At 69.1% G+C, this 26,842-nt stretch carries 20 protein-coding genes; 11 read left to right on the top strand and 9 right to left on the bottom strand.

All coding sequences use genetic code 11. The features are described from left to right. Window positions 1-34 precede the first annotated feature (34 nt). The gene (locus tag ACL03I_RS13735; RefSeq protein WP_412806140.1) at window positions 35-976 is read left to right on the top strand and encodes a DUF1206 domain-containing protein; all 942 of its coding nucleotides are present in this window, start codon (window positions 35-37) and stop codon (window positions 974-976) included. A gap of 102 nt (window positions 977-1,078) precedes the next feature. Here ACL03I_RS13735 and ACL03I_RS13730 read toward each other — a convergent pair whose 3' ends face one another. From ACL03I_RS13730 to ACL03I_RS13720, 3 genes are all read right to left on the bottom strand, one after another. Next, on the bottom strand, window positions 1,079-2,821 hold the full coding sequence (locus tag ACL03I_RS13730) for an FAD-dependent oxidoreductase (protein ID WP_412806139.1): 1,743 nt from the start codon (window positions 2,819-2,821) through the stop codon (window positions 1,079-1,081). 47 nt (window positions 2,822-2,868) lie between these two features. Continuing rightward, on the bottom strand, window positions 2,869-4,326 hold the full coding sequence (locus ACL03I_RS13725; RefSeq protein WP_412806138.1) for a flavin-containing monooxygenase: 1,458 nt from the start codon (window positions 4,324-4,326) through the stop codon (window positions 2,869-2,871). 112 nt (window positions 4,327-4,438) lie between these two features. Next, entirely contained in the window at window positions 4,439-4,795 is a 357-nt protein-coding gene (locus tag ACL03I_RS13720) for a hypothetical protein (protein ID WP_412806137.1), read from the bottom strand. A gap of 299 nt (window positions 4,796-5,094) precedes the next feature. On the opposite strand from ACL03I_RS13720, the gene ACL03I_RS13715 reads away from it, so the two are divergent. Then, window positions 5,095-5,484: an RICIN domain-containing protein gene (locus ACL03I_RS13715; RefSeq protein WP_364425776.1), complete on the top strand. Its 390-nt coding sequence runs from the start codon at window positions 5,095-5,097 to the stop codon at window positions 5,482-5,484. A 25-nt stretch (window positions 5,485-5,509) separates the two neighbouring features. On the opposite strand, the gene ACL03I_RS13710 is transcribed toward ACL03I_RS13715, so the two are convergent. Further along, on the bottom strand, window positions 5,510-6,376 hold the full coding sequence (locus ACL03I_RS13710) for a TIGR03619 family F420-dependent LLM class oxidoreductase (RefSeq protein WP_412806136.1): 867 nt from the start codon (window positions 6,374-6,376) through the stop codon (window positions 5,510-5,512). A gap of 161 nt (window positions 6,377-6,537) precedes the next feature. Beyond that, window positions 6,538-7,359 (bottom strand): TIGR03619 family F420-dependent LLM class oxidoreductase, encoded by an 822-nt coding sequence (locus ACL03I_RS13705; RefSeq protein WP_355070684.1) that lies wholly within the window; start codon window positions 7,357-7,359, stop codon window positions 6,538-6,540. A 67-nt stretch (window positions 7,360-7,426) separates the two neighbouring features. Between ACL03I_RS13705 and ACL03I_RS13700 the strand changes: the two genes are divergently transcribed. Beyond that, the gene (locus ACL03I_RS13700; RefSeq protein WP_364425770.1) at window positions 7,427-7,831 is read left to right on the top strand and encodes a MerR family transcriptional regulator; all 405 of its coding nucleotides are present in this window, start codon (window positions 7,427-7,429) and stop codon (window positions 7,829-7,831) included. A gap of 265 nt (window positions 7,832-8,096) precedes the next feature. Here the strand turns inward: ACL03I_RS13700 and ACL03I_RS13695 are convergent, their stop codons facing one another. The 4 genes from ACL03I_RS13695 to ACL03I_RS13680 form a co-directional block, all read right to left on the bottom strand. After that, window positions 8,097-9,074: an NAD-dependent epimerase/dehydratase family protein gene (locus ACL03I_RS13695; RefSeq protein WP_379250908.1), complete on the bottom strand. Its 978-nt coding sequence runs from the start codon at window positions 9,072-9,074 to the stop codon at window positions 8,097-8,099. 39 nt (window positions 9,075-9,113) lie between these two features. After that, complete coding sequence (locus ACL03I_RS13690) at window positions 9,114-9,260, bottom strand: hypothetical protein (protein ID WP_355070689.1); 147 nt, start codon at window positions 9,258-9,260, stop codon at window positions 9,114-9,116. Window positions 9,261-9,426: 166 nt separating this feature from the next. Continuing rightward, window positions 9,427-10,449 (bottom strand): zinc-dependent alcohol dehydrogenase family protein, encoded by a 1,023-nt coding sequence (locus tag ACL03I_RS13685; protein ID WP_412806135.1) that lies wholly within the window; start codon window positions 10,447-10,449, stop codon window positions 9,427-9,429. Between the two features lie 443 nt (window positions 10,450-10,892). Next, window positions 10,893-11,576, bottom strand: coding sequence for a hypothetical protein (locus ACL03I_RS13680; protein WP_412806134.1), 684 nt, complete (start codon window positions 11,574-11,576; stop codon window positions 10,893-10,895). Between the two features lie 794 nt (window positions 11,577-12,370). Between ACL03I_RS13680 and ACL03I_RS13675 the strand changes: the two genes are divergently transcribed. The 8 genes from ACL03I_RS13675 to ACL03I_RS13640 are packed head-to-tail and all read left to right on the top strand — an operon-like array spanning window position 12,371 to window position 26,841. Continuing rightward, window positions 12,371-12,640 carry an acyl carrier protein gene (locus tag ACL03I_RS13675; protein WP_412806133.1) on the top strand — a complete coding sequence of 90 codons (270 nt, stop codon included), beginning with the start codon at window positions 12,371-12,373 and terminating at the stop codon, window positions 12,638-12,640. Then, window positions 12,637-18,552 carry an aminotransferase class III-fold pyridoxal phosphate-dependent enzyme gene (locus tag ACL03I_RS13670; RefSeq protein WP_412806132.1) on the top strand — a complete coding sequence of 1,972 codons (5,916 nt, stop codon included), beginning with the start codon at window positions 12,637-12,639 and terminating at the stop codon, window positions 18,550-18,552. Before ACL03I_RS13675 ends, ACL03I_RS13670 begins: the two co-directional genes overlap by 4 nt. Continuing rightward, window positions 18,549-19,406 (top strand): hypothetical protein, encoded by an 858-nt coding sequence (locus ACL03I_RS13665; RefSeq protein ID WP_355070698.1) that lies wholly within the window; start codon window positions 18,549-18,551, stop codon window positions 19,404-19,406. The genes ACL03I_RS13670 and ACL03I_RS13665 overlap by 4 nt, the downstream gene beginning before the upstream one ends. After that, on the top strand, window positions 19,403-19,657 hold the full coding sequence (locus ACL03I_RS13660; protein ID WP_355070700.1) for an acyl carrier protein: 255 nt from the start codon (window positions 19,403-19,405) through the stop codon (window positions 19,655-19,657). The genes ACL03I_RS13665 and ACL03I_RS13660 overlap by 4 nt, the downstream gene beginning before the upstream one ends. Further along, complete coding sequence (locus ACL03I_RS13655; RefSeq protein ID WP_355070702.1) at window positions 19,654-21,402, top strand: AMP-binding protein; 1,749 nt, start codon at window positions 19,654-19,656, stop codon at window positions 21,400-21,402. Before ACL03I_RS13660 ends, ACL03I_RS13655 begins: the two co-directional genes overlap by 4 nt. Then, window positions 21,399-22,808: a cytochrome P450 gene (locus tag ACL03I_RS13650; protein WP_397275808.1), complete on the top strand. Its 1,410-nt coding sequence runs from the start codon at window positions 21,399-21,401 to the stop codon at window positions 22,806-22,808. The genes ACL03I_RS13655 and ACL03I_RS13650 overlap by 4 nt, the downstream gene beginning before the upstream one ends. Then, window positions 22,805-25,552, top strand: a complete 2,748-nt coding sequence (locus ACL03I_RS13645) for a PEP/pyruvate-binding domain-containing protein (protein ID WP_412806131.1) — start codon at window positions 22,805-22,807, stop codon at window positions 25,550-25,552. Before ACL03I_RS13650 ends, ACL03I_RS13645 begins: the two co-directional genes overlap by 4 nt. Continuing rightward, the gene (locus ACL03I_RS13640) at window positions 25,549-26,841 is read left to right on the top strand and encodes an aminotransferase class I/II-fold pyridoxal phosphate-dependent enzyme (RefSeq protein ID WP_356961765.1); all 1,293 of its coding nucleotides are present in this window, start codon (window positions 25,549-25,551) and stop codon (window positions 26,839-26,841) included. Before ACL03I_RS13645 ends, ACL03I_RS13640 begins: the two co-directional genes overlap by 4 nt. The last annotated feature ends 1 nt before the right edge of the window (window position 26,842 follow it).

Raw genomic sequence — 26,842 nt, 5'->3', positions numbered from 1 at the left:
AGTGGGCAATACGGTCCATGGAGAGGTGAGAACCATGAGTTTGTTCCGAAATGCTGACAGATACCGATGGCGCCGCACCGGCGGAGTGCGGCGCAGCCGGTGGCGGACCGGGTACGGAAGCGGATGGCGCAACCGGTATGGCGACCGGTGGCGGCGGCGCGAGCGTCGGGGGACGGGCAGGTATGCGAGATCCGGCGGATTGCGTGGGGCCGCGCGCTTCGGCTTCATCGCACGCGGGATCGCCTACATCGTCATCGGCATTCTCGCCTTCATGCTGGCCGTCGGCACCGCGCAGCACGAGCCGACCGCGGGCGGTGCGCTGGCGGCGCTCGCCGGTAAGCCGCTGGGCTATCTGCTGCTGTGGATTCTGGTTTTCGGATTCGCGGCTCTGGCCGCCTGGCGGCTGGCGCAGGCCGCCGCCGCGCCCGCGACGAGTTCGAACGGGCCCCGGCTGCGCGCCTTGGGCCTCGGAATCCTCTATGCCATAGCGTTCTTCGTCGTTCTCAGGTTCGTCGTGGACGGCCGGACACCGCAGCCGAGTGATGCATTCGCACGCGATGTGACCGCCCGGATACTCGGCTGGAGCGGCGGCCAAGTGGTCGTCTTGCTCCTCGGCTTGGCCATCCTGGCCGGGGGCGTCCTGATAACCTCGCGCGGGATTCGGCTGGGCTTCCTCGACGATCTGCGAATGGGCTGGATGACCCGCGCTTCGCGGGAGGCCGTGATATGGCTGGGCCGGATCGGCTATCTGGCGCGGGGCGTCATCGTCATCGGCATCGGACTCGCCGCGGTGGTGGCGGCCGCGAACTACGAACCGGCGAACGCCAAAGGGGTCGACGCCGTTCTGCATGATTTCGCCGACAGCGCCTTGGGCCCTTGGCTGCTCATCGCTGTGGCCCTCGGGCTGATGGCGTTCGGGATACTGTCGTTCCTCCAAGCGCGATACCGGCGCACCTATGGCGGCGTTCCGGTCTGAGTCCGATCACGGCCGGGCCGACCACCTGTTGTCGCGCTCGTCGGCGTCCGACGGCCCGAATGCGGGATGCGGTTCGCAGAGCCCGCCGATACCGGCCGTCGGTCAGCCGCGTGTGTCCGCCGTCGGCTCGGACCGGTCGGACGGCCCCTTGATCTCGATGATCGGTAACCGGAGCGCGGCCGGAGCGTCGGCCGGGACCACGGGGTTGCGCGGCGGCACGGGGGCGATGCGCCGGTAGGGCGCGCCCGGCTCGGGACGCGGATCCGGCTCGCCCTTGTTCGGCCAGAGGGCGGTGGCGCGCTCGGCCTGCGCGGTGATCGTGAGCGAAGGGTTCACCCCGAGATTGGCCGAGATGGTCGAACCGTCGATGACATGCAGTCCCCGGTACCCGTGCATCCGGTGGTAGGGATCGACCACCCCGGCGTCCGAGGAGTCGCCGATGACGCAGCCGCCGATGAAATGCCCGGTCATCGGGATGTCGAACAGAGCGCTCCAACCGGCGCCCGGGATGCCGTCGATCTTGTCGGCGACCCGGTGGGCCACCTCGTGCCCCGCCGGAAGCCAGGTCGGATTCGGTTCGCCCACACCTTGTCTGGTGGTCATCTTGCGACCGAACAGACCGCGTTCGGTGTAGGTGGTGATGGAGTTGTCGACCGACTGCATCACCAGCAGCCCGATCATCTGCTCCGACCAGCCGCGCGGATTCTGGATGTGGAAGGCGTCGCGTCCGAGCTTGCGCATGGTTCGCGCCCACAGGCGCAGCTTCGATGTCCGCCCATCGGGATCGATCATGGCGGTGCCGATGAGGCCGATGGCGTTGCTGCCCTTGCCGTAGCGCACCGGCTCGATGTGGGTGTCTTCGTCCGGGTGGATCGAGGAGGTGATCGCCACCCCTTTGGTGAAGTCGGAGTCCTTGCGGCGGCTGCGTATCGAGAGCAGCTCCTCGGAGTTGGTGCGGGAGAGTTCGCCCAGACGCGGGGAGATGTCCGGCAGAGAACCGCGGTCGCGGAGCCGGTGCAGCAGTCTCTGGGTGCCCAGCGCGGCCGCGGCGAAGACGACCTGCTCGGCGGTGAACCTGCGGCGCGCCCTGCGGACCCAGCGTCCGGTGCGGACGGTGGAGATCTCGTAGCCGCCGCCGGGCAGCGGACGCACATCGGTCACCGTGGTGAGCGGATGGACCGTCGCACCGGCCAGCTCCGCGAGGTAGAGATAGTTCTTGACCAGGGTGTTCTTGGCGTTGTGGCGGCAGCCGGTCATGCACTCGCCGCAGTGCGTGCAGGTGTTGCGGGCGGGGCCCGCGCCGCCGAAGAACGGGTCGGGCACATCCTGACCGGGCCGCGCGCCGTTGCCGCCGAACAGGACGCCGACGGGGGTGCTGCGGTAGGTCGAGCCGACGCCCATCTCCTCGGCGATCTCGGCCAGCACGCGGTCCGACGGCGTGGTCGCGGGGTTGGTCGTCACGCCCAGCATCCGCTTGGCCTGGTCGTAGTGCGGAGCGAGTTCGTCCTTCCAGTCGGTGATGTGGGCCCACTGGCGGTCGCGGTAGAACTTGTCCGGCGGTTCGTAGAGGGTGTTCGCGTACACCAGCGAGCCGCCGCCGACGCCCGCGCCCGCCATGATGAAGGTGTCCTTCAGCAGCGTCAGCCGCTGGATGCCGAAGCAACCAAGGGCCGGGGCCCACAGGTACTTCTTCGCGTCCCAGGAGGTCGTGGCGAACTCGTCGTCGGCGAAACGCCGTCCCGCCTCGAGCACGCCGACCCGGTAGCCCTTCTCGGTGAGCCGCAGCGCGGTCACACTGCCGCCGAACCCGGAACCGACGACCACCACGTCGTAGTCGAACGTCATCTGATCTCCACCACTTGTCGAAAGTTGTTGCCGCAGAGAGGGTCGCGTCAAGAGACGCGCCTCGGGTCGTAGTCGGCGAAGTCGACCTTGCGCGTATGCCACCGATAGCTGGTGACGGTGCCCGGCCAGTTGTTGGTGATTCGCCCGGCCGCGTTGCGATACCAGCTCGAGCAGAAGTTCCACGGTGTGCGGTCGAGCCGCTGTTGCAGCCTGCGATCGAACCGGGCCTCGACATCGGGGCGCACTTCGAGCACGTGGCCGGGCCGCTCGGCGAGACGCTGGACGGCCTGGCGGATATAGCGGGCCTGGGATTCGATCATGTAGACGATCGAACCGACGCCGAGGTTGGTGTTGGGGCCGTAGACGAGGAACAGGTTCGGGTAACCGGGAACCGTGATGCCTCGGTAGGCCCGGGCCACCTGCGACCACTCGTCGGCCAGCTTGCGGCCGCCCCGGCCGGAGATCCGCGTCGGCCAAAGGAATTCGGTGCCCTTGAAGCCCGTGCCGTAGACCACCGCGTCCACCTCGTGCAGCGCGCCGTCGGCGGTGCGCACGCCCTCCGGGGTGATCTCGGCGATCGCGGTGGTCTCCACCGTCACGTTGGAGCGGGTGAGCGCGGGCAGGTAGTCGTTGGAGAACAGCGCTCGCTTGCAGCCGGCCGGATAGTCGGGGGTCAGCGCGGCCCGCAGGTCCGGGTCCGCCACCTGGCGCTTCAGCTGCCGCAGGCCGATCCGCGTCACCAGCTTGCGGATGACCGGCACGTCGACGATGCCCAGCGCGAGGAACTCGCAGAACAGCCAGAACGCGAACCGCTCGGTCAGGCGGGTGATCGGCAGCAGCCGGAAGGCGCGATGATGCCAGGCTTTGTACTCGACGTCCGGTTTCGGCATGATCCACGCGGCCGAACGCTGGAACAGGGTCAACTGCGCCACCGAGGGCGCGATCGCGGGCACGAACTGGACCGCGCTCGCGCCGGTGCCGATGACCGCCACCCGCTTGCCGGTCAGGTCGGCTTCGTGATCCCACTCGGCGGAGTGGAAGGCCGTGCCGCGGAAGGTCTCCACGCCGGGGATGTTCGGCAGCGCGGGCCGCGAGAGTTGCCCGACCGCGGAGATCAGCACATCGCAGGTCAGCTCGACCCCGTCGGCGGTGCGCACGGTCCACCGTCCGGTCGCGTCGTCGAACTCGGCCTCGGTGACCTCGGCGCGGAAGCGGATCTTGGGCAGCAGATCGTGCTCGCGAGCGATCCCGCGCAGGTAGGCGAGGATGTCCGGCTGCCGGGAGAACCGCTTCGGCCAGTCGGTGCGCGGCGCGTAGGAGTAGGAATACAGCGGCGAGGGGATGTCGCAGCCCGCGCCGGGGTAGGTGTTCTCCCGCCAGACGCCGCCGACGTCCTCGGCCCGCTCCAGGATCTGGAAATCGTGCAGGCCCGCACGCTGGAGTTCCATCGCCATGCCGAGCCCCCCGAAACCGGTGCCGATGATGACGATCGAAGGTGTGCTCATGACGACAACGCTATGACCTGGACAAAGACCGATGCCAAACACCTGAGGTCAGAAAATCCATACTTTCGGCCAAATATCGCAGCGCCTTCATCGCCCCGCCCAATCGCCCCGCCTATTGGAAGGAGCTCACGTTGTTCACCTGGTTCGCCTGCGTGTACCCGCTCAGCACGTACTCGCAGCTGAAACGGCCGGAACTGTCCCAGGTGATCGGGGTCGACTCGGTGCCGACATCGGTGATCCACAGGATGTAGATCTCGTGCCCCGCCTCGTACTCGGAGCTGGTCTGTCCGGGGGCGAGAATGAACAGCGATTTGGGCTGGTCCCATTCCTGCCGGTAGACCGAAACGTACACGTCCGTGTCGTTGTACAGCTTGTACCAGCCGGGCGAACTCTTCTGGGCGGGCGGCTGCTCGGTAGGTGCGGACAAAGACACGATCTTCCGCTTGGCTCCCATGCCGGTATCGGTCATCGGTCGTCTCCCTTCAGGTCGTGCGCTCGACAGCAATCGATGGCGCGAACCTCGTTCGCCCGGTGCAGCATATGAATTCGCGGCCGTGCGTTCCCTCACCTCTTTCGGATGAATTACTCCCGCATCGAGGAGCGGAGACGGCGATCTGGATACAGCTGCGGGAATCCGCTCCGATGTGGAGCCGTTTCTGCTGTACTTGCTGTCTGCGATTCGCCTTGGACGACGACTACGAGATCAGCGCAGCGTCACGGGCGGTGTCGAGCCCGGTAGCGGTGCGCTCACACAGTGAGGACGAGACCATGGCCGAAAAGACTGCCACGACTTACCAGATCATCAACTACGAGACGGGCCAAGCACTCGCGGTCGACGGCACCGCGGACAGCGTGACCATGCGCCAGCGTGCCGCCGACGACGACGCGCAGCTGTGGACCTGTCCGGCCAACCCCGAAGAGGGCGATTTCGACATCGTCAACAAGAAAACGGGCGGCCATCTCGCGGCGATCCGTGCGAATGGGCACCTGGTGTGCAGCGAGGAGCATTACGGCTGGGACCTGCCGGATTTCCCGGAGATTTCTCCGATCGCGACCAGCGACGACGAATTCGTCATCGGGGTGATCGTGAACAATCGACCGCAGCTGTTGATCAACCGGGAAAGCGACCGGGAGAAGTGGATTTTCCGGAAGGTGTGAGCGTTCGCGGATCGGCTGCCGCCTGCTACTTCGATGCGAGACCGAACCGTTCGGCGAATTCCGACATCTTGTCGTGCTGTTCTTCGGCGCTCGCCGTGGTCAGGTTGACCACGATCCGGGTCACGCCGTGTTCTTCGAGTTGCCCGACCTGCTCGGCCGACAGATCGGCCGAGCCCCAGCGCGTGTACTCCAAGGCGGCCGGGTCCCGGCCCGCTTCCGCGGCCGCCTTGCGCGCCACCTCGATCTGCAGATCGCGCTCGGCCTCCTCCAGCATTCCGCCCGCGAAGTAGCCGTTGCCGCGCAGTCCGGCGCGGCGGGCGGCAGCCCGGCTCGATCCGCCCACGTGGATCGGAAGTCCGGCCACCTCGAGCGGCTTCGGGTAACTGCAGAGAGCGTCGAAGTCGAAGAACTCGCCGTGATAGCCGACGCCGTCGGGACCGCCCGACCACAGTAGGCGCAGCACGTCGATCGCCTCGTCGGCGCGGCGGCCGCGGGTGTGGAAGTCCACCCCCACCGCCCGCGCCTCGCCGGGCAGGGCCCCGATTCCGACGGTGAGCAGCCGCATGCGGCCCTTGGACAAGACATCGATGGTGGCCAGGCGCTTGGCGAGCACCACGGGGTGGCGATACGGCAGCAACAGGACACCGGTGCCCAGCAGCAGTCGTCGCGTGGCCGCGGCGACGAAACCCAGACAGTCGAGTGGATCGAAGTAGGGCAGTGTCGCGGGCAGTTCTCCAGCGCCGTAGGACGCGCCGGGGTACAACGCGATGTGATCCTGCACGTACAGGGCCTCGAAACCACATTCCTCGGCATGCTGGGCAAACCTGATGAGCCGATCGGGGTCGGTCCCGTTGAACGACGTGCTGTAGCTGATCGCGAATTTCACAGACATCCCTTCGTATGCGCGTCGGCGCGAATCCAGCGGCGGAGCATCTCGGATGGAGAGCGGAGCCGGTGTGAGCCCGCATCGCCGTACTCGCGATCTCCGCACCACACCGGCGTCGTCACGGTAAACCTTGCCGTCGATGTCAACGCAAGTCGAGCATGGCGGGATCAAACCAGGTACCGGTCGGCCACCTTCGCGATCTCGTCGAGGGCGTGCAGTGTTTCCGATTCCGGAAGGGTCGGCAGGCCGAAGAGCAACCGCTGCACTCCGGCCTCGGCATAGCCCTCGATCAGGGCAGGATCCGTCGCGACGAATGCGACCGTGACCGGCAGGTCGTGCCCGTCGAGCCGGGACAGCTGAGCGGGGATTTCGGCGGGATCGGTCACAGCGGCAGGGATCCAGCCGACACCGTGGCGGATCGCGCGTTCGGCCGCTGCCTCCGCGCCGCCGAGGAAGATCGGCGGATGCGGCTGCTGCACGGGTTTCGGCCAGGCGTACATCGGCTCGAAATCCAGGAACCGGCCGTGGAATTCGGCGAGTTCGTCGGTCCAGATCGCCCGGATGGCGGCGAGTTGCTCGTCCAGCAGTGCGCCGCGGGTGCGTGGATCGGTGCCGTGATCGGCCATCTCCTCGCGATTCCAGCCCGTGCCGACGCCGAAGACGAAGCGTCCGCCGGAGATCAGGTCGAGCGTCGCGACCTCCTTGGCGGTGTGGATGACGTCGCGCTGGATCAGCAGGGTCACGCCGGTTCCGAGGATCAGCCGCTCGGTGACGGCCGCGACGGCGGCGAGCGCGACGAACGGATCCACCGCGCGGTAGTACGGCCGCGGCAGCTCGCCGCCGCCCGGGGCGGGGGACCTGCGGCTCGCGGGGATATGGGAGTGCTCGGCCAAGAACATCGACTCGAACCCCCGCTCCTCCAGTGCCACACCGAGTTTCGGACCGCTGATGCCTTCGTCGGTGACGAAGGTGGTGATGCCTATCTTCATGAGCCCTATGCTCGAACCTTCACATCTATGTGATGGTCAACCCGGGTCGGTATGAGGTGGAACACATATGCGTATCGGAGAATTGTCCGAGCGAACCGGCACGTCTCGGCGATTGCTGCGCTACTACGAAGAGCAGGGCTTGATCGCGGCGCAGCGCTGTGGCAACGGTTATCGCACCTACGACGAGCGTTTGGTGGACCGCGTTCGCCAGATCCGGGGACTGCTCGACGCCGGCCTGCCCACCCGCATCATCAAACAGATCCTGCCCTGCCTCGACCAGCCTTGCTCCATCATGTTCGACGAGGCGACGCCGGAAATGCTCACCTTGCTCGAGGACGAACTGACCCGCATGTCCCGGCGCATCGACTGCCTCACCCGCAACCGGGAGGCCATCGCCGAATACCTCGACGCCGTGCGTACCCATACGAGTCGCCAACAGCGGCGGCGGGATCTGCATCTGACCGAATCCTGAGTCGCCGAGGCGTATTCGGACCACTTATGCGGGCCGGACGCATGGCGACGGAGGCGCCCGCCACAGCGCCGCATTGCTCCGCTCGACTCGTCCGCCGCAGCCCGTCCGCCGCAACCCGTCGTCCAGCAGCATCGGTCCTCGAAAGTCATGCAGCGTCAGGCGGTCGCGCAACGTCGCCATCCGGGCCTGCCGTGTGGAACTAATCCACTGCGGTAGTCGGTCCTGCTACTGAGTGTCGATCCGCGGCAGGCGGATTGCATCCGGGTCAGCGGGCGGCCGCGAGCGCCGCGAGGGTTTCGGCCGATGTGTACGCCGGTTTCCAGCCGAGATGCTGCTTCGCGCGGTTGGTGTCCATGACGACGGGGGTGCGCACGATGTGCAGCCACTCGAGGGTGGCGGGCACGAAGGGGAGATAGGTGAGGGCCGTCGAGGTCGCCGTGGCGGCGAAGGCGGGGACGCGCACCGGTCTGCCGCCCAGCGCGGTCACCACGTCGGACAGGCTGAGGGTGCCGTCGCCCGCGATGTTGTACGCGCCGGGCGGAGCGTCCGCGGTGGCGGCCAGTGCGATGGCGGTGGCCACGTCGTCGTGGTGGACGAGTTGCAGTGGGTGTCCAGGGTCGGGAACGATCGGCTTGAACAGCGGATTCGCGCGGGCCAGAGCGCGCAGCGGGCCGGGAAGTTTCGCCCACGGCAGGTCGTGCAAGGCCGGTGCCTTCGGACCCGCCACGATGCACGGCCGCAGCACGAACACCTCGAGGTCGGAGCCCGCCGTGATCTCGGTGAGCGCGGACTCGCAGGCGGCCTTCTGCTGGGAGTAGTAGTGCTCGGTCGAGCCCTCGGGCGGCACGTCCTCGGTGAGGGGCGAAGGATTGTCCAGGTGGTAGCCGTAGGCGGCGACCGAGGAGGTGTAGACGAGGCGGCGGGCTCGTTCGGCGGCCACCGTCGCCTCGAAGACGTTGCGGGTGCCCTCGAGATTGACGCGTGCGCTGTCCTGCCGCGAGCCCATGATCACGAATGCCAGGTGGATCACCACCTCGGCGTCGGCGACCAAGGCGTCCACGGCGGCCCGGTCGAGGATGTCGCCGCGCCGGTACTCGGTCTTCGTCCAGCCGTGCGCGGCGGGGTCGAAGGGGCGGCGGGCCATGCCGAGGATCCGGCCCACCGCCGGGTCGCGTTCGAGTGTGGTGACAGCGGAGATGCCGATCTCGCCGGTCGGTCCGGTGACGGCGACGGTAATACCCATGGAGCATGAATTCCCCTGCCACCATGGGCGAAACGGTGCTCAGTCGGGCGGCTCCACCGCGCCCGCCTCCTCGTTGCGGTCTTCGTCCCGCGGGGTTTCGTAGGTTTCGAGGTCCAGGTCGTCGGGGTGGGAGGTATCGGTCTGGTCGCCCAGTTCGGGTGCCTTCTTGTTTCCGGGTTCGGTCACGTCCGTGGCCTACCCACCGATGTCGTCTTCACGCGCGGTGCGGTATCGGAATCCACCCGAGAGCTTCGGGTCGCCGTACGGCCGGCGCCGAGGAAGCGCATCCTCTCCGCACGCCACCAGCGCGGTGCCGTCGATCCCGAGCAAGCATCGCGCGCGGCCCGAGGTGTCAGAGGGTGAGTAGGACCTTCGTGGCGCGGCGCTGGTCCATCGCGCGGTAGCCTTCGGCGGCTTCGTCGAGGGGCAGGGTGCGGTCGAAGACCTCGCCGGGATGGATGTCGCCGCGGAGGATGAGGTCGATCAATTCGGGCAGGAAGCGGCGCACAGGCGCGGGTCCGCCGTGCAGGTGCACACCGGAGAAGAACAGTTCCATGCCGTCGAGCGCGACATCGTGGCTCACCCCGACATAACCGACGTGTCCGCCGGGGCGCGTCGACCGGATGGCCTGTTCCATCGATTCCTGGGTCCCGACGGCTTCGACGACCGAGTGCGCGCCCAGGCCGCCGGTGAGTTCCTTGATCCGGGCCACACCGGCGTCACCGCGCTCGGCGACGATATCGGTGGCGCCGAACTTGCGGGCCAAAGCCTGGCGGTCGGCGTGGCGGCTCATGACGACGACGCGGTCCGCGCCCAGCTGCCCGGCGGCCAGCACGGCCAGCAACCCGACCGCGCCGTCCCCGACGACCGCGACGGTCTTGCCGGGACCCGCCTCGGCGGCCACGGCGGCGAACCACCCGGTGCCGAGCACGTCGGACGCCGCGAGCAGGTGCGGGATCTGCTCGGGCGTGGGGGTGGCGGGGACCACGACGAGGGTGCCGTCGGCCAGCGGGATCCGGGCTTGCTCGGCCTGGGTGCCGATCATGCCGATCGGTATGTTGTGCACGCAGCGGCTCTGATAGCCGGCGCGGCAGATCTCGCAGGTGTTGTCGGAGGCGAAGAAGGAACCGACGACGAAGTCGCCGACTTTCAGTGTGCTCACTTCCGGCCCGATCTCGGTGACCACGCCGATGTATTCGTGGCCCATCGGGGTGGGTCCCCTCAGCTTCTCGATGCCGCGGTAGGGCCACAGGTCCGACCCGCAGATACAGGTCGCGGCGATGCGGATGACCGCGTCGGTGGGCTCCACGATCCTCGGGTCCTCCCGCTGCTCGACGCGCACGTCACCGGGGGCGTGCATGACGACTCCGCGCATGATTCGGTCCTCCTTCACAAACGATGTCCGTTGTCGATCGGCTCGGCGCCGGGATACCGCTGACGGCTCGGCTCACACCTCGGCGACCAGATGCCGTTGTCGAAGTGGCAATGCCCGGTCGACCCCCGATCGGGCCGGTCTCCCGCCGGGCCGAACGTCGTGTCCCCGGACTGCGCCGCTCCGAAGTGGCCGCGCCGGCCGGGGCGACCTCGCCCGCCGATGCCGTCCCGACGTCCAGCCGGCCCGCGGGTCGAGCCCACTTGCCCCGGCGTGCTCGGTCCTCCTGACCGTTCGGGGCCCACTGCCGGTGTCACGATCTCGTCCGGCCGGTCCGTCGATGTCCGCCCATCGTCGCGGTCGTGCGCATGCGCCGGCGGGAGCCGAAGATAGGCCCTAGCCTGATCGGCGCGATTATCGCCGGATCACCGGCGCGATCCGCATACTCAGCGCTCGCAGATGATTTCGCCGACCGCTGTTCGGGTGCGTGCGTAAGTGACGACTTCGTCCGCGTAGGCCGAGGCGTCCGGTCCCGTGGTGCACTGTTGGAAGCGGCGTATGGCCTCATCGAGGCGCGGTCCTGGTCCGCGGTCGGCGAGGAGGACGACGATCGCTTCCCAGGTCCGGATGCCCGGATCGGGTTGGGATGACAACTCGTCGAGGTAGTGATCGGCTTCCAGCAGCCGTAGCGCTCTGCGGGCATAGGCGTGCACGCGGCGGGGAAGTTGGCCGCGGATGGCGTCGATGTCGGATTGCAACGCCTGCTGGCCCGGTTGAGCTGGGTCGAGCCGCAGGATCCACGGCGTGGTCAGTTCATCGGACAGCGAGCGAGTGTCGATCAGGTCGGGGCCGGTGGCCGATTCCAGCGGTACATGGGGCAGGCCCAGTCGTGTGTTGCGCCAGTTGCAGTACTCCCACCACGGGGTGGGGGTGGCCTTCAAGGTCAGCCCGAAGCCGAGGACCTGTTGTCCGTCGGTCCATGTGCGGGTCACGCGGGTACGGCCGACGGACGCGACGCCGCGCGCCCCGACTCGTGTCCAGGTGGGCTCGACGCCATGGAACCCGTACGGCTGTAGCAGTTTTCCTGTTTCGCGCAGAAGGCGGCGCAGTGCCGTATCGGGGTTGACCATGCCCGGCAGATTAATCGCGACATCCGACACGACGGCAGCCCACCGGGACTGCCCTCGGTATGAACCGCCCTAGAGGGCGCGTGAGCCGTTTGTGGTCGGTCACAGCATTTACGCATACTACCGGCTGGTAATGAGAGGCGTCACACGCCGGTGGCGGTCCAGGAGTTAGCTGGTCTCCAGATGGGTGAAACACGTTGGCGGGCAGCGTAAAAACGTCGTTACGTGACTGCGTGTTCCGGCCGCGATGCGGTAAGGGGAGTTAGCGTGTTAAATACCGATAGGTTGGTATTTATTCCCGTTTGTCCAGTGGATGAATGCCACATGAACTGCACAGTTTCCAAAAGCGGGCACTTTATTGTGTCGAGCGGTGACAGGTGACGTAAATCCACCGCGCTCGCCTGCTGTCAAATCGTCTGGGACAGTGCGTTTCCCGGCCTGGTTCCCGTGGTGCGTGGCTTTGTTCCCGGAAACATAGTCGGGGAAGTTGTCTGAAAAATTGCCTTCCGGCGAAACATGCTTTTCTGCAACGGGTTCCGGATTGCAGCCCGCATAGTGCGGGTGTACAGATTGTGAGAACGCGGGACGGTGTCGTGGCACGCCGCACGGGTAAGACGAGCGGCGAGAATCGGCAGTCCCGTTCGCGGATATCGGAGGGCAAGTGAGCGCGGAATCTGCGGGTGCGAAAACCCGCGATGAACTGTGTATATCCGGTTTCGAACGGCCCGAGGGCCGTCGATCGGCACAGATGTTCCGCGCCGGTGGAAAGGTCTGGCGCGCGATGAAGGAGGCGCTGAATGAATGAATTCGATGCCCTGACCGAACGAGTTCTCACGATGTTCTCGCGTGGTCTGCACGTGGTCGAAATAGCACCGGACACGCCGTTGCTGGATTATGGCTTGGACTCGGTTCGGTCGGTGGAGTTGGTGATCGAGCTGGAGCGGGAGTTCGGCATCGCGATCTCCGACGAGGAGGCGGCCATGCTGCATACCGCGCGTGATGTGATCGCGTGCGTTGCGGCGAAGACGACTAGTACGCGGCACACCCGGGCCGAGGCGCGCGCGTGACCACGGGCGCGGGGTGGCAGGAACAATTGCCGCGCACCGGATCCGACTCGTTCGACGATTTCGCCGACTACAACCGACCCGGCCTGGCCGGATTGCTGCGAGCCTGCCACCTGGACGTGATGTACACCGCCGCGGAGGGCGACCATCTCGTCCGCGCGGACGGGACCCGGGTGCTGGATCTCGTCGGCGGTTTCGGCGCGGCACTGTTCGGTCACAACCATCCGGCGCTGGTACGTGCCGCGACCGCGACATTGAACCAGCAGGTGCCATTCGTGGCGCAGGGCAGTGTCCGGCCCGGCGCCGCGCGGTTGGCGCGGCGGCTGTCCGAGTCGGTCGGTGCGTCTACCGGCCGGGAGTACGTGGTGACATTGGGTTCCACCGGAGCCGACGCGGTCGAGGCGGCGATCCGGCACGCCGCGGTCGCGCACGCGCGCGCCCTGAGCGAACTGGACGCCGAGCTACGGCGGACGCTGCGCCGGCTGCGCCGCGACCGCCTGCACGATGTGCGCCCATCCGCGCCCGCCGGGGACGCCGAGCCGCGGACCGCCGCGGTCGTGCTCACCGAATCGCTGGGCCGGATCGCGCGGCTGCGTGAGCGCGGACCGGTGTTCGTCTCGCTCGCGGGCGCGTTCCACGGAAAGAGCGCCGGCGCCTTCGCGCTGACCGAACAGGCCGATACCCCGGCCGACCTGGTGGTGCCCGGCCCGCCGCGGTGGCGGCTCGACACCTGGGCGCCGGACGAGGTGGCGGACGCGTTCGCCGACGAGCTGTGCACCGTGGGTGTCATCGGCTTCGGCGCCGACGGAGCGCCCGTGCGGACGTGGCGGCGGTTGTCGCCCGTCGCGGCGGTGTTCGCCGAGCCCGTCCAAGGCGAAGGCGGTGTGCGGGAGGTTCCCGCCGACACCCTGCGCGCCTTGCGGGAACTCGCGGATCGGCACACCGCGGCGCTGGTCTTCGACGAGATCCAGTGCGGCATGGGCCGGACCGGCACGTTCCTGGCGTCGTCTCCCTCGGGTGTGCGCGCTGACTATTACCTGATGTCGAAATCGCTCGGCGGCGGACTGGTGAAGATCGCCGCGCTGCTGGTGGACCGCGCGCATGCCGTGTCCGACTTCGGTCGCTACCACACCTCCACCTTCGCCGACGACGAGCTGTCGGCGACGGTCGCCGACGCGGCGCTGGACCTGTTGCGCGACAACCAACTCCGGATCAGCGATGCGGGAGCGCGATTGCGGTCGCAGCTGGACGAAGTGACCCGCCGCTGGCCGCGAGAGATCGTGGCGGTGCGTGGGCGCGGGCTCCTGCAGGGCGTGCAGCTGCGGGCGCCGGAGCCGGAATCGGCGCTGCTGCGCGAGGTCTGCGCGCCCGACATGTTCGGCTACGTGGTCGCCGGATACCTCCTGCACCGGCACGCGATCCGCATGCTGCCCACCCTCTCGGCACCGACCACCCTGCGCGTCCAGCCCTCGGCGTTCGTCACCCAAGGCGACATGGCGCGGCTGGCGGCGGCGCTGGACGACGTCGCGGCACTGCTGCACCGTGGGCGATACGACGTGCTGCTGGCGCACTTGGCCGCTCCCGTCACCACGAAGCCCACGGTGACGGAGCGGGCTCCGTTGCCACGGCGCGCCGATATGCCGCCGGCGCGCGACCCGCACGCGCCGACCAAGGTGGCGTTCCTGGCGAACCTGCCCGAGACGGCCGACCTGCGCAGGCTCGCCCCCGAGCTGGAATGCTGGAGCGACTCGGAATTCGCCGCCTTGCTCGAACGTCTGCGCCCCGTCGCCGATCCCTTCGAACTGACCAGGCTGACGATCTCCTCGCCCACCGGCGCCGAGGCCGAGATGATGGTGTTCGCGCTGCCGCTGACCGCCGAACAGATCGTGGCGCATCAGCGTGCCGGCGAGCGGACCTACGTGCGCGAACTGGTGTGGCACGCGGTAGAGCAGGCGATCGCGGCCGGAGCCACGGTGATCGGGCTCGGCGGCTACACCTCGATCGTCACCGATGCCGCACGCGAGGTGACGGAGGACACCGTTACGGTCACCTCCGGCAATTCGCTCACCGCGGCCTGCGCCTACGAGGTGCTCAGCGCCGAACTGGCCGCGCTGCCGTCGGGGCAGCGGCGGGTCGGCATCCTCGGCGCACTCGGCAACATCGGCTCGGTCATGGCCGAACTGCTCGCTCCGCTGGCCGATTCGCTGGTCCTGGTGGGCAGGCCGGGCGCGGGGACGCGCTTGCGCCGGGTGGCCGCCGGACTGCCCGGCGAGGTGGTCGTGAGCGAGGACCTGGCCGCACTGCGTGACTGCCGGGTGGTCGTGACCGCCACCAACTCGGCGCAGCCGCTGATCACCGCGCGACATCTCGCCGCGCACCACCCGGTGCTCGTCTGCGATCTGGCCGTACCTGGCGACGTGGACCCGGCGGTCGCCGAGCATCCGCATCTCACCCTGGTCGACGGCGGCCGCATGGCGCTGCCGCTCGGCCAGACCCCGTCCCTACCCGAAACCGGGTTGCCCGCCGGAATCGTCTACGCGTGCATGGCCGAGACGCTGCTGCTCGGCTTCGAGCCGCGCACCGCGAGCCCGTCCTACGGCGCGCTCACCGTGGCCGGTGTCCGCGCGGCACGAAGTCTGGCCGCGCGCCACGACCTGCGCCCGGTTCTGCTGCCGACAGGAGCCACCACCGTGATCACTCCGACTACCGCGTCCGCCCCGATGTTCCTGGGCGCGGCCGACTTCGCCCCCGCTCGGGCGGGCGGCAAGGCCGCCACTCTGCACGAGTTGCTGACCGACGGATTCGCCGTCCCAGCCGGTTTCGTCGTGCCCGCTGATCTGGACCTCGACGGCGTCGGCGACGACGATCTGTCCGGCTGGGTGCGGGCCATCGGCGGGTTCCCGGTGGCCGTGCGCTCCAGTGGCGTCCTCGAGGATCTCGACGACGCCAGCTTCGCGGGCCAGTACGAGTCCTATCTGGACGTCGCGGACGCGGACGCGCTGCGGACGCACATCGAACGGTGCCGCGCCTCGGTACGCAACGAGCGGGTGCGGGCGTATCTGTCCCGCCGCGGCATGGCCGGCGCCGAGGCGACGGTGGCCGTCCTGGTGCAGCGCATGGTCGAGGCACGTTGCGCCGGAGTCGGTTTCAGCATCGATGTGCTCACCGGCATCGAGGAGCACGCGGTGCTGGAGGCCTGTCACGGCGTGGGCGAGCGATTGGTCTCCGGGCAGGTCACCCCCACTCGCTACACACTGCGGCTGTCCGACGGCGGCGTGGTCGCGCGCGAGGCGGGCGAGGAGGACGTCCGGCTCGACGGCGCCGACACCGAAGCACTGGCGGCGCTATTGCTGGCGGTGCAGGCCCGCAGGCATCGGCCGCAGGACATCGAATGGGCGATCGATGGCGACGGCGCACTGTGGCTGCTGCAGTCGCGAGCGGTCACCGCGATCAGCTGGCGCACCGACATCGACCAGTTCTCCGATGCGGACCTGCGCGACGGCGGCGTCTCGGCCCGGGTGTGCACACCCATGATGTTCTCGCTGTACGACAACGCCTTCCAGTACTCGATGCAGCGGTTCTTCGAGGGGCTGGGCCTGGCCGCGGCGGGCGAAGAGCCGGACTGGATGGCGATGTACTACGGCCGGGCCTACTGGAACGTGAGCGCGGTGAAGCAGTGCTTCCAGCGCATACCCGGCTTCGACGAACAGCACTTCGACGACGACCTGGGCGTCCTCAACGAGTACGGCCCCGAGGGGCCGATCCGCACGCCGAACACGCCGCTGATCATCGCCCGCGCGCTGCCCGTCGCGCTGGCGGTGCAGCGCAGCTATCGCGAACAGCTCGCCGCCGTCGACGCGTTCGCCGCGGGCTGGCCCGCCAAGTACGCGGCGTGGCGCGAGCGGGTGCGCGCGCTGCCCCGGACCGACCAGGCGACCTTCGCCGCCGACCTCGCCGACTGCCTGCTCACCCTGCACGCGACGACCGAGCGCACCTACTTCACGACGATCTATCACAACTCGAGCGTGCAGACCGACTTCAAACAACTGCTGGACAAGGTCGACGCGGCCACCGGCGCGACCAGCTCCGCCATCGACCTGATGGGTGGTCTCGCCGAGATCAGCCACATGGCGCTGCAACGCGGAATCGTCGAATTACACCGTGTCGCACGAGAATTCGGCATGGACAGCCCGGAGTGGGAGGTGGCGCTCGCGGCCTTCCTCGCCGAGCAGGGCTTCCACGCCGACGCCGAACTCGACCTCACCTGCCCGCGCTGGTCGGAGGACCCGCAGCGGGTGCGATCAATGATCGCGGTGATGCTCGAACACGGCACCGCGCCTGCCGACCCGGCGGCCACGCTGGTGGAGCAGCGCAAGCGCTACGAGTCCGAATCGGCGGCGGTCCGAGCCCGGGTTCGGGCTCGTCCGACGACACGGGTGCGCTACGCCAAGGCGCTGGACAAGCAGATCGAGCGGATGCGCCGCTACCTCGTGGCCAGGGAACGGATGCGGGAATTCTCGTCGCAGTGCTACGCCGTCGTGCGCGCCTACGTGGTGGAGGCCGGCACGCGCTTGACCGCCGCCGGCGCGCTCGAGCACGCCGACGACGCGTTCCAGCTGACCATCCACGAGCTCACCGACTTGGTCGCGGGCCGCGCGGACGCGGCGGACCTCGCGCCCGTGATCGCCTACCGCCGTGCGATGTACGCGGCCTATCGCGATCTCACACCGCCGCACGAACTCGGTGGCGGGGTGACCGTGGCCGCGGTGCGCGCCGTCGCCGACGGCGACCTCTCGGGCCTCGGATGCAGTCCCGGTGTCGCCGAGGGCACGGCGCGGGTGATCACCGCGCTCACCGACCTCGACCAATTGCGCGACGGCGACATCCTCGTCACGAGATTCACCGACCCGGGTTGGACTCCCGCGCTGGGCTTGGTGGCGGGTGTGGTGACCGAGGTGGGGGGCATGCTGTCGCACGCCGCCGTGATCGGACGCGAGTACGGCATCCCCGCCGTACTGAACGTGGCGGGCGCGACGAGTGTCGTGCGATCGGGTCAGCGGATCCGAATCGACGGCAGCGCGGGAGTGGTGCGGATCCTGGACGCGGACTCCGTCACGGCCCCCGTGGGCGGCGCACCGTCCGCGGATCACCGGCGAGCGGACGTCGCCGCTCGCGCGCGACCGGAGGAAGACTCGCCGCCGCCCCCCGCTCTCCCCGAAACCGCCACGCAGGTGGCAGATCCTGTCGCATCACCTCGCGTGACGCGCGGCTCCGGAAAGGACACGACACTGACCGCACGTAAACGCCTGATCTGTCTCGCGGGCGGCGACGGCTCGGGCAAGACCACCCAGGTGGCGAGGATCGCCGCGGAATTCGAGGCGCAGGGCCACAGTGTCGCGGCGGTGACGATCTGGGACGCCTTCCTCGACCCGAAGGTCTCCTCGAAACTCCCTTGGGGGAGTCCCGCGGAGATCTACGGCTACCTCCAGATGCTCACCCCGCTCAGCCGCGCGCACTTCCTGTTCCACGCCATGCAGCTGGCACTGGACCTGGCCGCCGAGCGTGGCGCGGACATCGTGCTCGCGAACGCGTATTGGTACAAGTACTACGCCACCGAAGTCGCCCACGGCGGTGACCCGGCCGTCCTGCGCAGCCTGGCGGCGGGGTTCCCGGAACCCGATCGCACCTTCTACCTCGCGGTGCGGCCGCAGGACGCGCTGAGCCGCAAACGGTTGCGCAGCGACTACGAGAGCGGCTACGGCGACGAGGAGTCGTTCCTGGCCTTCCAGCAGCGCAGCCACGAGGCGCTCGACGCGCTGTCGGACGAGTTGGGCTGGATCCGGCTCGACGGCACGGCGGCGCAGGCCGAGATCACCAGCGCGGTGCTGACCCAATTGCGCGAGGACGACCGATGAGCGGCTCGTACACCCGCCGGGTGGCCCTGGTCGGCATCGACGGCGCGGGCAAGTCCTCGGTGCTGGCCGCGCTCCGCGCGCTGGCGGTGCGGACCGACGCCGGTGGGTTCGCGTCGATGACCTGCCCCGATTTCCACGACACCCGCGACGTTCCGCTCGCCGATCTGTCCCGGCAGCTGCGGGCCTTCAGCGTCGGCTGTGACGAGATCGGCGACGTCGCGATGAAGGCCACCGCGATGTACCTGCAGATGACCCTGTTCGGGCCGGTGGAACAGCACTTCCTGCGTACCTGGGAACCGGATGTGCTGGTGTGCGAACGGCATCCGCTGATCGAACTGCTCGTCTACGGTCCGCTGTACGTGGCGCTGGCGGGCACGGACGGGCGCTGCCGCGCGCGACAGGACGAGATCGCGGCGGTGCTCGAACGGCATCGACCGGGCACGTTCGCCGACATCCTCGCATGGCAGCACGCCCAGGCCGAACGGCTGGGCAGCTCGCCGGACCCGTGGCTGCTGCTGTCGGAGATCGCGGAATTGGTCGGTCGCGACATCGCCGGCGCGGTATCCGGCTTCGGCGAACGGTTTCGCACCACGCTGCCGGACGCGGTGCTGTGGCTCGACGCACCACCCGGGCAGGCCGCGGCCCGCTGTGCGCGGCGGTCGGCACACGGGCCCGTCGAGGCCCATGAGACCGCCGAGCGGCTGACCACCCTGCGCTCGGGATACGAGCGGGTGCGCGAGACCCTCGCGACCGCGTTCCCGGAAGTGGCGTTTCACCGCATCGACACCGCCGACGACGTCGACCTCGAGGAATCGGTGCGCGCCTGCGTGACGGAAGGGAAGTTGCTCGGATGAGTGCACGTGACGACATCGGCTCGGCGGACCTGGAGGCGCGGGTCCGCGCGATCGTCGGCGAGGTGCTGTGGGTGCCCGCTACCGATCTGGATCCGGCGGCACCGCTGATCGACTACGGACTCGATTCGCCGACCGCCATCGAACTGACCATTCAGCTCGAACAGGAGTTCTCCGTGAGCATTCCGGAAGACGTCGCCGTCCGGCTGACCACGGTCGCGACGATCGTGCGCTATGTCGAGGACCAGCCATGACCGCGTCATCAGGGACACTGCGCCCGCAACACCCGAGCATCGTGCACGCGCTGCTGTCCGGCGGCGACCGAGGTACGGCGGCGGCGTCGACGGTGATCCTGGCCGAGCGCGCCGCTGCCCGGCACGACGACGAAATCCGCTGGCGCCACGATGATCTGGTGAGCGCTGCGGGCCGCGCCGCGGCGGGCCTGGCCGCCGACGGCGTGCGCCGGGGCGACCGCGTGTTGCTGTGCCTGCCCACCTCGGCGGAGTTCGTCACCGCCTTCTTCGGCGCACTGTCGCTCGGCGCGGTGCCCACCGCCATCGCCACGCCGGGTGGCTTCGGGGCCGCCGAAATCTTCCTGGACCGGTTCACCCGGCTGCTTGCCTATCTGGAACCGGCGGCCGTGGTGAGCACTCCGGCGGTGCTCACCACGTTGCCCGTGCCCGCGTCGGTGGCGACGATCGACGCCTCGGCACTGCATGCGCTGGCAGGCACACCGGGCGCTCCCGCGCTCGCGCCCCACTTGCCCGCACCGGAGGATCTCGCGTTCATCCAAGCCACCTCCGGCTCGACCGGCACGCCCAAGGGGGTTCAGGTCACCCACGCGAATCTGGCCGCCAACTGCGAGCAGATCGCCCGCGCCGCCGCGATCGGACCCGGCGACACCTGGGTGGGCTGGCTGCCGCTGCACCACGACATGGGCCTGATCGGCGGGTTTCTCACACCGCTGTTCTGTGGCATCGACGCGGTGCTGATCCCGCCCAACCGGTTTCTGCGCCACCCGGCCGATTGGCTGCGTGCGGTGCACAGGCATCACGGAACTCACACCGCCGCACCGAATTTCGCCTACGGCTACGCCGCCGCGCGCATCGCCGACGGTGAACTCGACGGAGTGGATCTGTCCGCATGGCGGTTCCTGTTCTGCGGCGCCGAACCGATCCATCCGCCCACGGTGCGGCGGTTCGTCGACCGGTTCGGCGGCTGGGGGCTGCCTTCCGACGCGCTCGTACCGTGCTACGGCTTGGCCGAGGCGTCGCTGGCGGTGACGGTGTCCGATCCGCGGGCGCCGATCGCGTTCGACTCGGTCTCCCGGCGCGGACTGGCCGAAGACGGCGTCGCGGTGGATGTCCCGGCCGGTGACGGCGACGCGCTCGACATCGTCGACTGCGGAGCGCCCGTGGCGGGCACCGAAGTCCGCGTGGTGGACGAGAACGGAACGCCGTGCGGCGCGAATCTGCTCGGCCGGGTGCAATTCCGTGGGCCGTCCACCACGCCGGGCTATTTCCGGCTGCCCGAAGTCACCGCCGCCACCCGGACGCAGGGCTGGTGGGACACCGGGGACATCGGCTACCTGCGCGACGGGCGGTTGCGGATCACCGGGCGACGCAAAGACCTGATCATCATTCGCGGCGCGAACTACCTGCCCACCGACTTCGAGATCGCCGCCGAGCAGGTGCCGGGAGTGCGGCCGGGCGGCGCGGTCGCGCTTGGACGAACCGATGCCGACGCCGGATCGGAAGAGTTGCACCTGATCGTCGAATCCGCCGTGGCGCGGACGGAGCACGACGCGCTGGCCCGTGCGGTACGCGCCGCGGTGAGCAAACGCACCGGCGTGCTGGCGGCCGGTGTGCGGATCGTCGCGCCGCGCAGCATCCCGAAGACCACCAGCGGCAAAGTCCAGCGTGCCGCGGCGCGGCGCCTGCTGGACGGCGACGCGGACGAACTGGTCGGCGCCGTGCGCGGGGGAGACGTGGCGCGGTGACACCGACGACCGGGACCGGCGAGCGTCGCCTCGACGGCCCGTCCACCAGGCATCCCTTGGGCGTCTACGCCCGGTACCGGACCGACCCGCTCGGTCTGTTCTACGAGTCCGCGCTCCACTACGGCAGTGTCCGGCTGCGCCTGGCGCACCAGCACGTGCACCTGCTGGTCGAACCCGAGCACATCGAGCAGGTGTTGGTCACCCGTGCGGGGCGCTACGAGAAGGGGATCAGCTACCGAAGCCTGAACCATTTGCTCGGTCCCGGCTTGCTGACCAGCGGCGGCGAGCTGTGGAAACGTCAGCGCGCCCTGATCAAACCGGCTTTCACGCGCCGTCATGTGGAGTCCGAGATCCCGCTGATGGTCGAGTGCGGACAGCGGATGCGCACCCGCTTGGACGCCCGCGCCGCCGACGGCGCGGCCTTCGACCTGGTGCCCGAGCTGATGGGATTCGCCGCCGACGTGGTGTGCCGCGCGGTACTCGGCGCGGACCTCGACGGCGTGCTTCCGCAGATCGAAGACGACGTGCGCCAGGGCGTTTCGTGGGTCATGCGGCATATGGCCGCGCCGATCCAGCTGCCGCCGCGGCTCCCGACTCCGGGTAACCGGCGGCTGTGGGAAGTGCGACGCCGGTTGCACCACGTGGTCGACGAGGTGATCGGCAGGCACCGGCGAACCGACGACGACGCCGGGTCACTGCTCGCCCGGCTGCTCACCGCCCGCGACGACGCGGGACACGCGATGGACGACGCGCAGCTGCGGCACGAGGTGCTGACCTTCTTGCTCGCCGGTCACGAAACCACCGGAGCGGCGCTGGCCTGGACGATCTACGAACTGGGCCGCAACCCCGCCGTGCTCGACCGGGTGCGCGCCGAGATCGACGCGCTGCCGGACGCGCCGGACGACCCGGACGCCGTGCGGGCCGCGCTGCCCCGGCTGGAGTACACCGGCCGCGTGATCGATGAGGCGATGCGCCTGCATCCGCCGGCCTGGGCGTTCAGCCGTACCGCGCTCGAGCCGGACCATTTCGACCGGTTCGACCTGCGACCCGGTGCGATCGTCGTGATCAGCCCGTTCGTCAACCATCGCCTGCCCCGGTTCTGGGACGCGCCGCTGACCTTCGATCCCGACCGGTTCACCAAGGAGCGGAACCGGGCGCGCCCGCCGTTCCGGTACTTCCCCTTCGGCTGGGGCGCGCATCTGTGCGTCGGCCAGCAGATGGCGCTGATCGAGATCCGGGTGGGTCTGGCGATGGTGCTGTCGCGCTACGACATCGAATTGGTGAACGGGATGCGGGTGCGCGAGCACCCGGAGATCTCCAACACCCCCGACCCGGTCCTGGTGCGGTTGACCCGGCGCGAGCGCGCCGTCCCGGCGACCCGGACCAGACAGGAGGCCGCACGATGACCAGTGCCACCACCGGCGCGATACTGCGCGCCGAAACCCTCGCGGCGGACCCGGCGGCCGCGGCGCACGCCGGAGCCAAGGCCGCCAACCTCGCCAGACTGCAGGCCGCCGGATATCGCGTGCCGCCGTTCGCCGTCCTGGGCACCGATACGTGCGCGCGGCTGCTGGCTCCGTCCGCCGACGCCGTCGCGGGACTGCTCGCCGAACTCGATCCGGACGACCCGGCCGCCTTGCGGTCGGTGTCGTCCCGGATCCGCGCTCTCGTCGAGGGATGCCCCCTGCCCGGCGATATCGCCGCCGAACTCGACGCCGTGGTCGCCGAACTGGCCGCCGCCGGTCCGGCCGCCGCGGGCGAGGTGCGCTTCGCCGTGCGATCGTCGGTGCGCGGGGAGGATTCGGCGACCGACTCCTTCGCCGGACAGCTCGACACCGTGCTGAACGTCGGGGCCGCTGATCTGCCCGCCGCGATCGGGACGGTACTCGCCTCCGCGTGGTCGGAGCGCACGCTGTTCTACCGGGCGCGCCGCGGTATCGACAATGCGCCGGTCGCCTGCGCGGTGGTGGTGCAAGTACTGCTCGACAGCGTCGTCGCAGGGGTGGTGTTCAGCTGCAATCCGCGCAGCGGTGATCCCTCCGAAGCCGTGGTCGCGGCCGCGCTCGGGCTGGGCGAAGGCGTGGTGGCGGGCACGGTGGACTGCGATACCTACTTCGTCGACCGCGGCACCGGCGCCATCACCTCACGGGTGGTCGCCGACAAGCGCAGCCGGGTCGCACCCGCGCCGCACGGCGCGGGGACCACGGTCGAAGAACTCGCCGACCCGCTGACCGCGGCTGCGCTGTCGGACACGGAGATCCAGGAGTTGGCCGAGGTGGCGGGCGCACTCGCGGACCGCTTCGGCGCACCGCAGGATGTCGAGTTCGCCTACACGCCGGACGGGCGGTTGCACCTGTTGCAGGCGAGACCGGTCACGGCGACCGGCGCACGTGAGACGGTCTTCGACAACGTCAATGTCGCGGAGTCGTATCCGGGACTGTCGAGCCCGCTGACGTTCTCGGTGCTGCGTACCGCCTATGAGCGGGTCTTCCGCACGTGTCACCGCGATTTCGGCGCCACCGCGCGGATCGTCGAGCGCAACGCCGCCGATCTGTATCCGTACCTGGTCGGCACCGCGCGCGGCCGGATCTACTACAACATCAGCAACTGGTACCGCTTGTTCCTCGAGATCCCCGGCATGGAATTCGCCATCGAAGGCTGGGAGGCCGCGCTCAATATCGAGAACCGATACCAGCGACCGCCTGCGCCTGCCCGTGGTATCGCCCGGCTGCGCGCGATCGCGCTGCGCCTGCGTGTGTTCGCGATCATCCTGCTCGGCTGGCTGCGACTGCCACGGCGGCTGCGCGCGTTCTTCACGGCGCTGGCGGCGGCAACCACAGACCTCGAACGCAGGCTCGACGAGGATCGGCCGGAGCGCGACCGCGACGCACACGCGTTGCTGGCGTGGACCGAACGCTTCTTCGACGAACTCGTGCCCGCCTACTCGGTGCAGATCTTCAACGATTTCCTCGCCCAGCAGATGTTCCATGTGGTCGGACTGCAGTTGCGCCGAGCCGGCCTCGCCGAGGAAGCGGCGCTCACCCTGCGCAACGAATTGTTCTGCGGCGAGGACGGTGTCGACAGCGTCGATCCGGTGCGGTCGGCACTGGCACTGGCCGCGCGGGTGCGCGCAGACTCGGCGCTGCGTGCGCTGTTCGACGGTCCTTCCACCGCGCAGCAAGTATGGGCGTCCCTGTCGGAAGACCGGTTCGCGACCTTCCGCGCAGCGTGCCTGCGCCACATCGCCGAGTTCGGCGACCGCACGGTGGACGAACTCAAGCTGGAGACCGATCCGCTCGGCGAGCACCCCGAACGACTGGTGCCCATGCTGCGGAATTACCTGCGTGGCGGGCAGAACGCCGATGACATGATCGCGCGTGAGCAGGCGATCCGGCGTGCGGCCGAGCGGACGGCGGCCGAGCTGTTCGCAGGTGAAGGCGTGCGGCGGTGGGTTTTCCGGCTCGCGCTTCGGCTCGCCCGCGAACACGTGAAGCAGCGCGAGAACATGCGGCTGGGCCGCAGCCGCGCCTTCGGTCTGCTCAAGCGGGTGTTCCGGGAGTACGGCAGGCGACTGCACGCCGACGGCCTGGTGGGTGATCCGCGCGACGTCTTCTGGCTCACCTACGAGGAGATCGCGGCCCTCACCCGCGGAACGGCGGTGGACACCGACATCACGCGTACCGTCGCCCTCCGCAAGGCGGATTACGACCGCTGGCAGGCTCAGCGCCTGCCCTCCCGCATCGTCACGACCGGGATCGCCGCGTCGGGGATCAGCGATCCGGCACTGGAGCAACCGGGCCCGGACGCTGCCGAGGGAGCGCGGGTACTGCACGGAATCGGTTGCGCCCCAGGTCGCGTCGAGGCTCCCGCGCTGGTCCTGGACACCCCGGATCCGGACGTCGCGATCGATGGGCAGATCCTCGTCGCCGCGACCACCGACCCGGGCTGGGTGTTCCTCATGGTCGCCGCGGGCGGCCTGGTCAGCGAACGAGGCAGCCTGCTCTCCCACACCGCCATCATCGGACGCGAACTCGGCATCCCCACGGTCGTCGGCGTGCCCGGAGTCACCCGCCTGATCGGAAACGGTGACGTCCTGGTGCTGGACGGCCGCGCGGGAACCGTGACCCTCGGGCAGGAGCGACGACCATGACCGCACCGGATCTGGCCCACGGCGAGAATTTCAGCCTGGAGCACTATCTCGACCCAGCCGCGCACACGTTCGACCAGCGCTTCGCGGAATTCCGGCCCTACGCGCAGCACGCTCGCGGCAGCGGGTTCGTGTTGCGAGAAGTGGCCGGGCCATCCGGCGCGGTCGTCCCGGTGCGCGATCCGGCGACCGGCGCGACCGACGAGCTGATCATGCTCGGGTCCAACAACTACCTAGGCCTGGGCAACGAGCCGAGCATCGTCGAGGCCGCCATCGCCGCCATTCGCGAATACGGTGTGGGACACGGCGGCCCGCCCTTGCTCAACGGCACCACCACTTTGCACCGGCGGCTCGAGGAACGGCTGGCCGAACTGAAGGGCTGCGAGTCGGCCATGGTCTTCTCCTCGGGCTACGCGGCCAATGTCGGCTGGGTGACCGGTCTGCTGCGCAGAGGCGACGTGCTGCTCTACGACGAACAGAACCATGCCAGCCTGTACGACGGCATCCAGCTCGGCCGGGTGCGCTCGATGGCCTTCGCGCACAACGATGTACGCCAGCTGCGCCACCGGCTGATGCAGATCCGCTGGCGCAATCCAGGGGCGAACGTGGTGGTGGCTGTCGAGGGCGTGTACTCGATGGACGGCGACATCGCACCGCTGCCGGAGATCCGCGCGCTGTGCGACGCCTTCGGCGCGTGGCTGGCGGTGGACGACGCGCACGGCACCGGAGTACTCGGCGCGCGCGGGCACGGCACCGCCGAGCATTTCGGGCTCGGTCCGGGATCGGTGGAGCTGACCATGGGCACGTTCTCGAAGGTCTTCGCGGGCACCGGCGGCTTCGTCACCGGGTCGCGAGACCTGGTGGACACGCTGCGCTTCTTCGCCCGCTCCTACATGTTCTCCGCCGCGCTCGCCCCCTCGGTGGTCGCGGCGGTGCTCGCCGGAATCGACTTCCTGGCCGCGCATCCCGAACGCGTGGCGCGACTGCACGACAACGTCGGCTACTTCGTGCGCGGGCTGCGCGCGATGGGTTTCGCCGTCGACCCGCAGACCGCGATCATCCCGCTGCTCGTACCACAGCGTCTCGCCGTCGCCGACGTGGTCACCGCTCTGCATCGGGAGGGTGTGTTCGTCAACGGCGTCGAATTCCCGGCCGTGCCCCGCGACCAGCAGCGCCTGCGGATCAGCATGATGGCCACCCTCACCCGCGACCACCTCGACCGCGCACTGGACCGCATCGACACCGTCGCCCGCCGCTTCGGCTTCCATCCCGAACAGGAAGGGATCGCTTGAC

It is taken from the genome of Nocardia sichangensis, assembly GCF_047200615.1.
Lineage (GTDB): Bacteria > Actinomycetota > Actinomycetes > Mycobacteriales > Mycobacteriaceae > Nocardia > Nocardia sichangensis.
The sequence above is the reverse complement of the archived record's forward strand: the minus strand, read 5'-3'. Positions and strand labels throughout refer to the sequence as shown.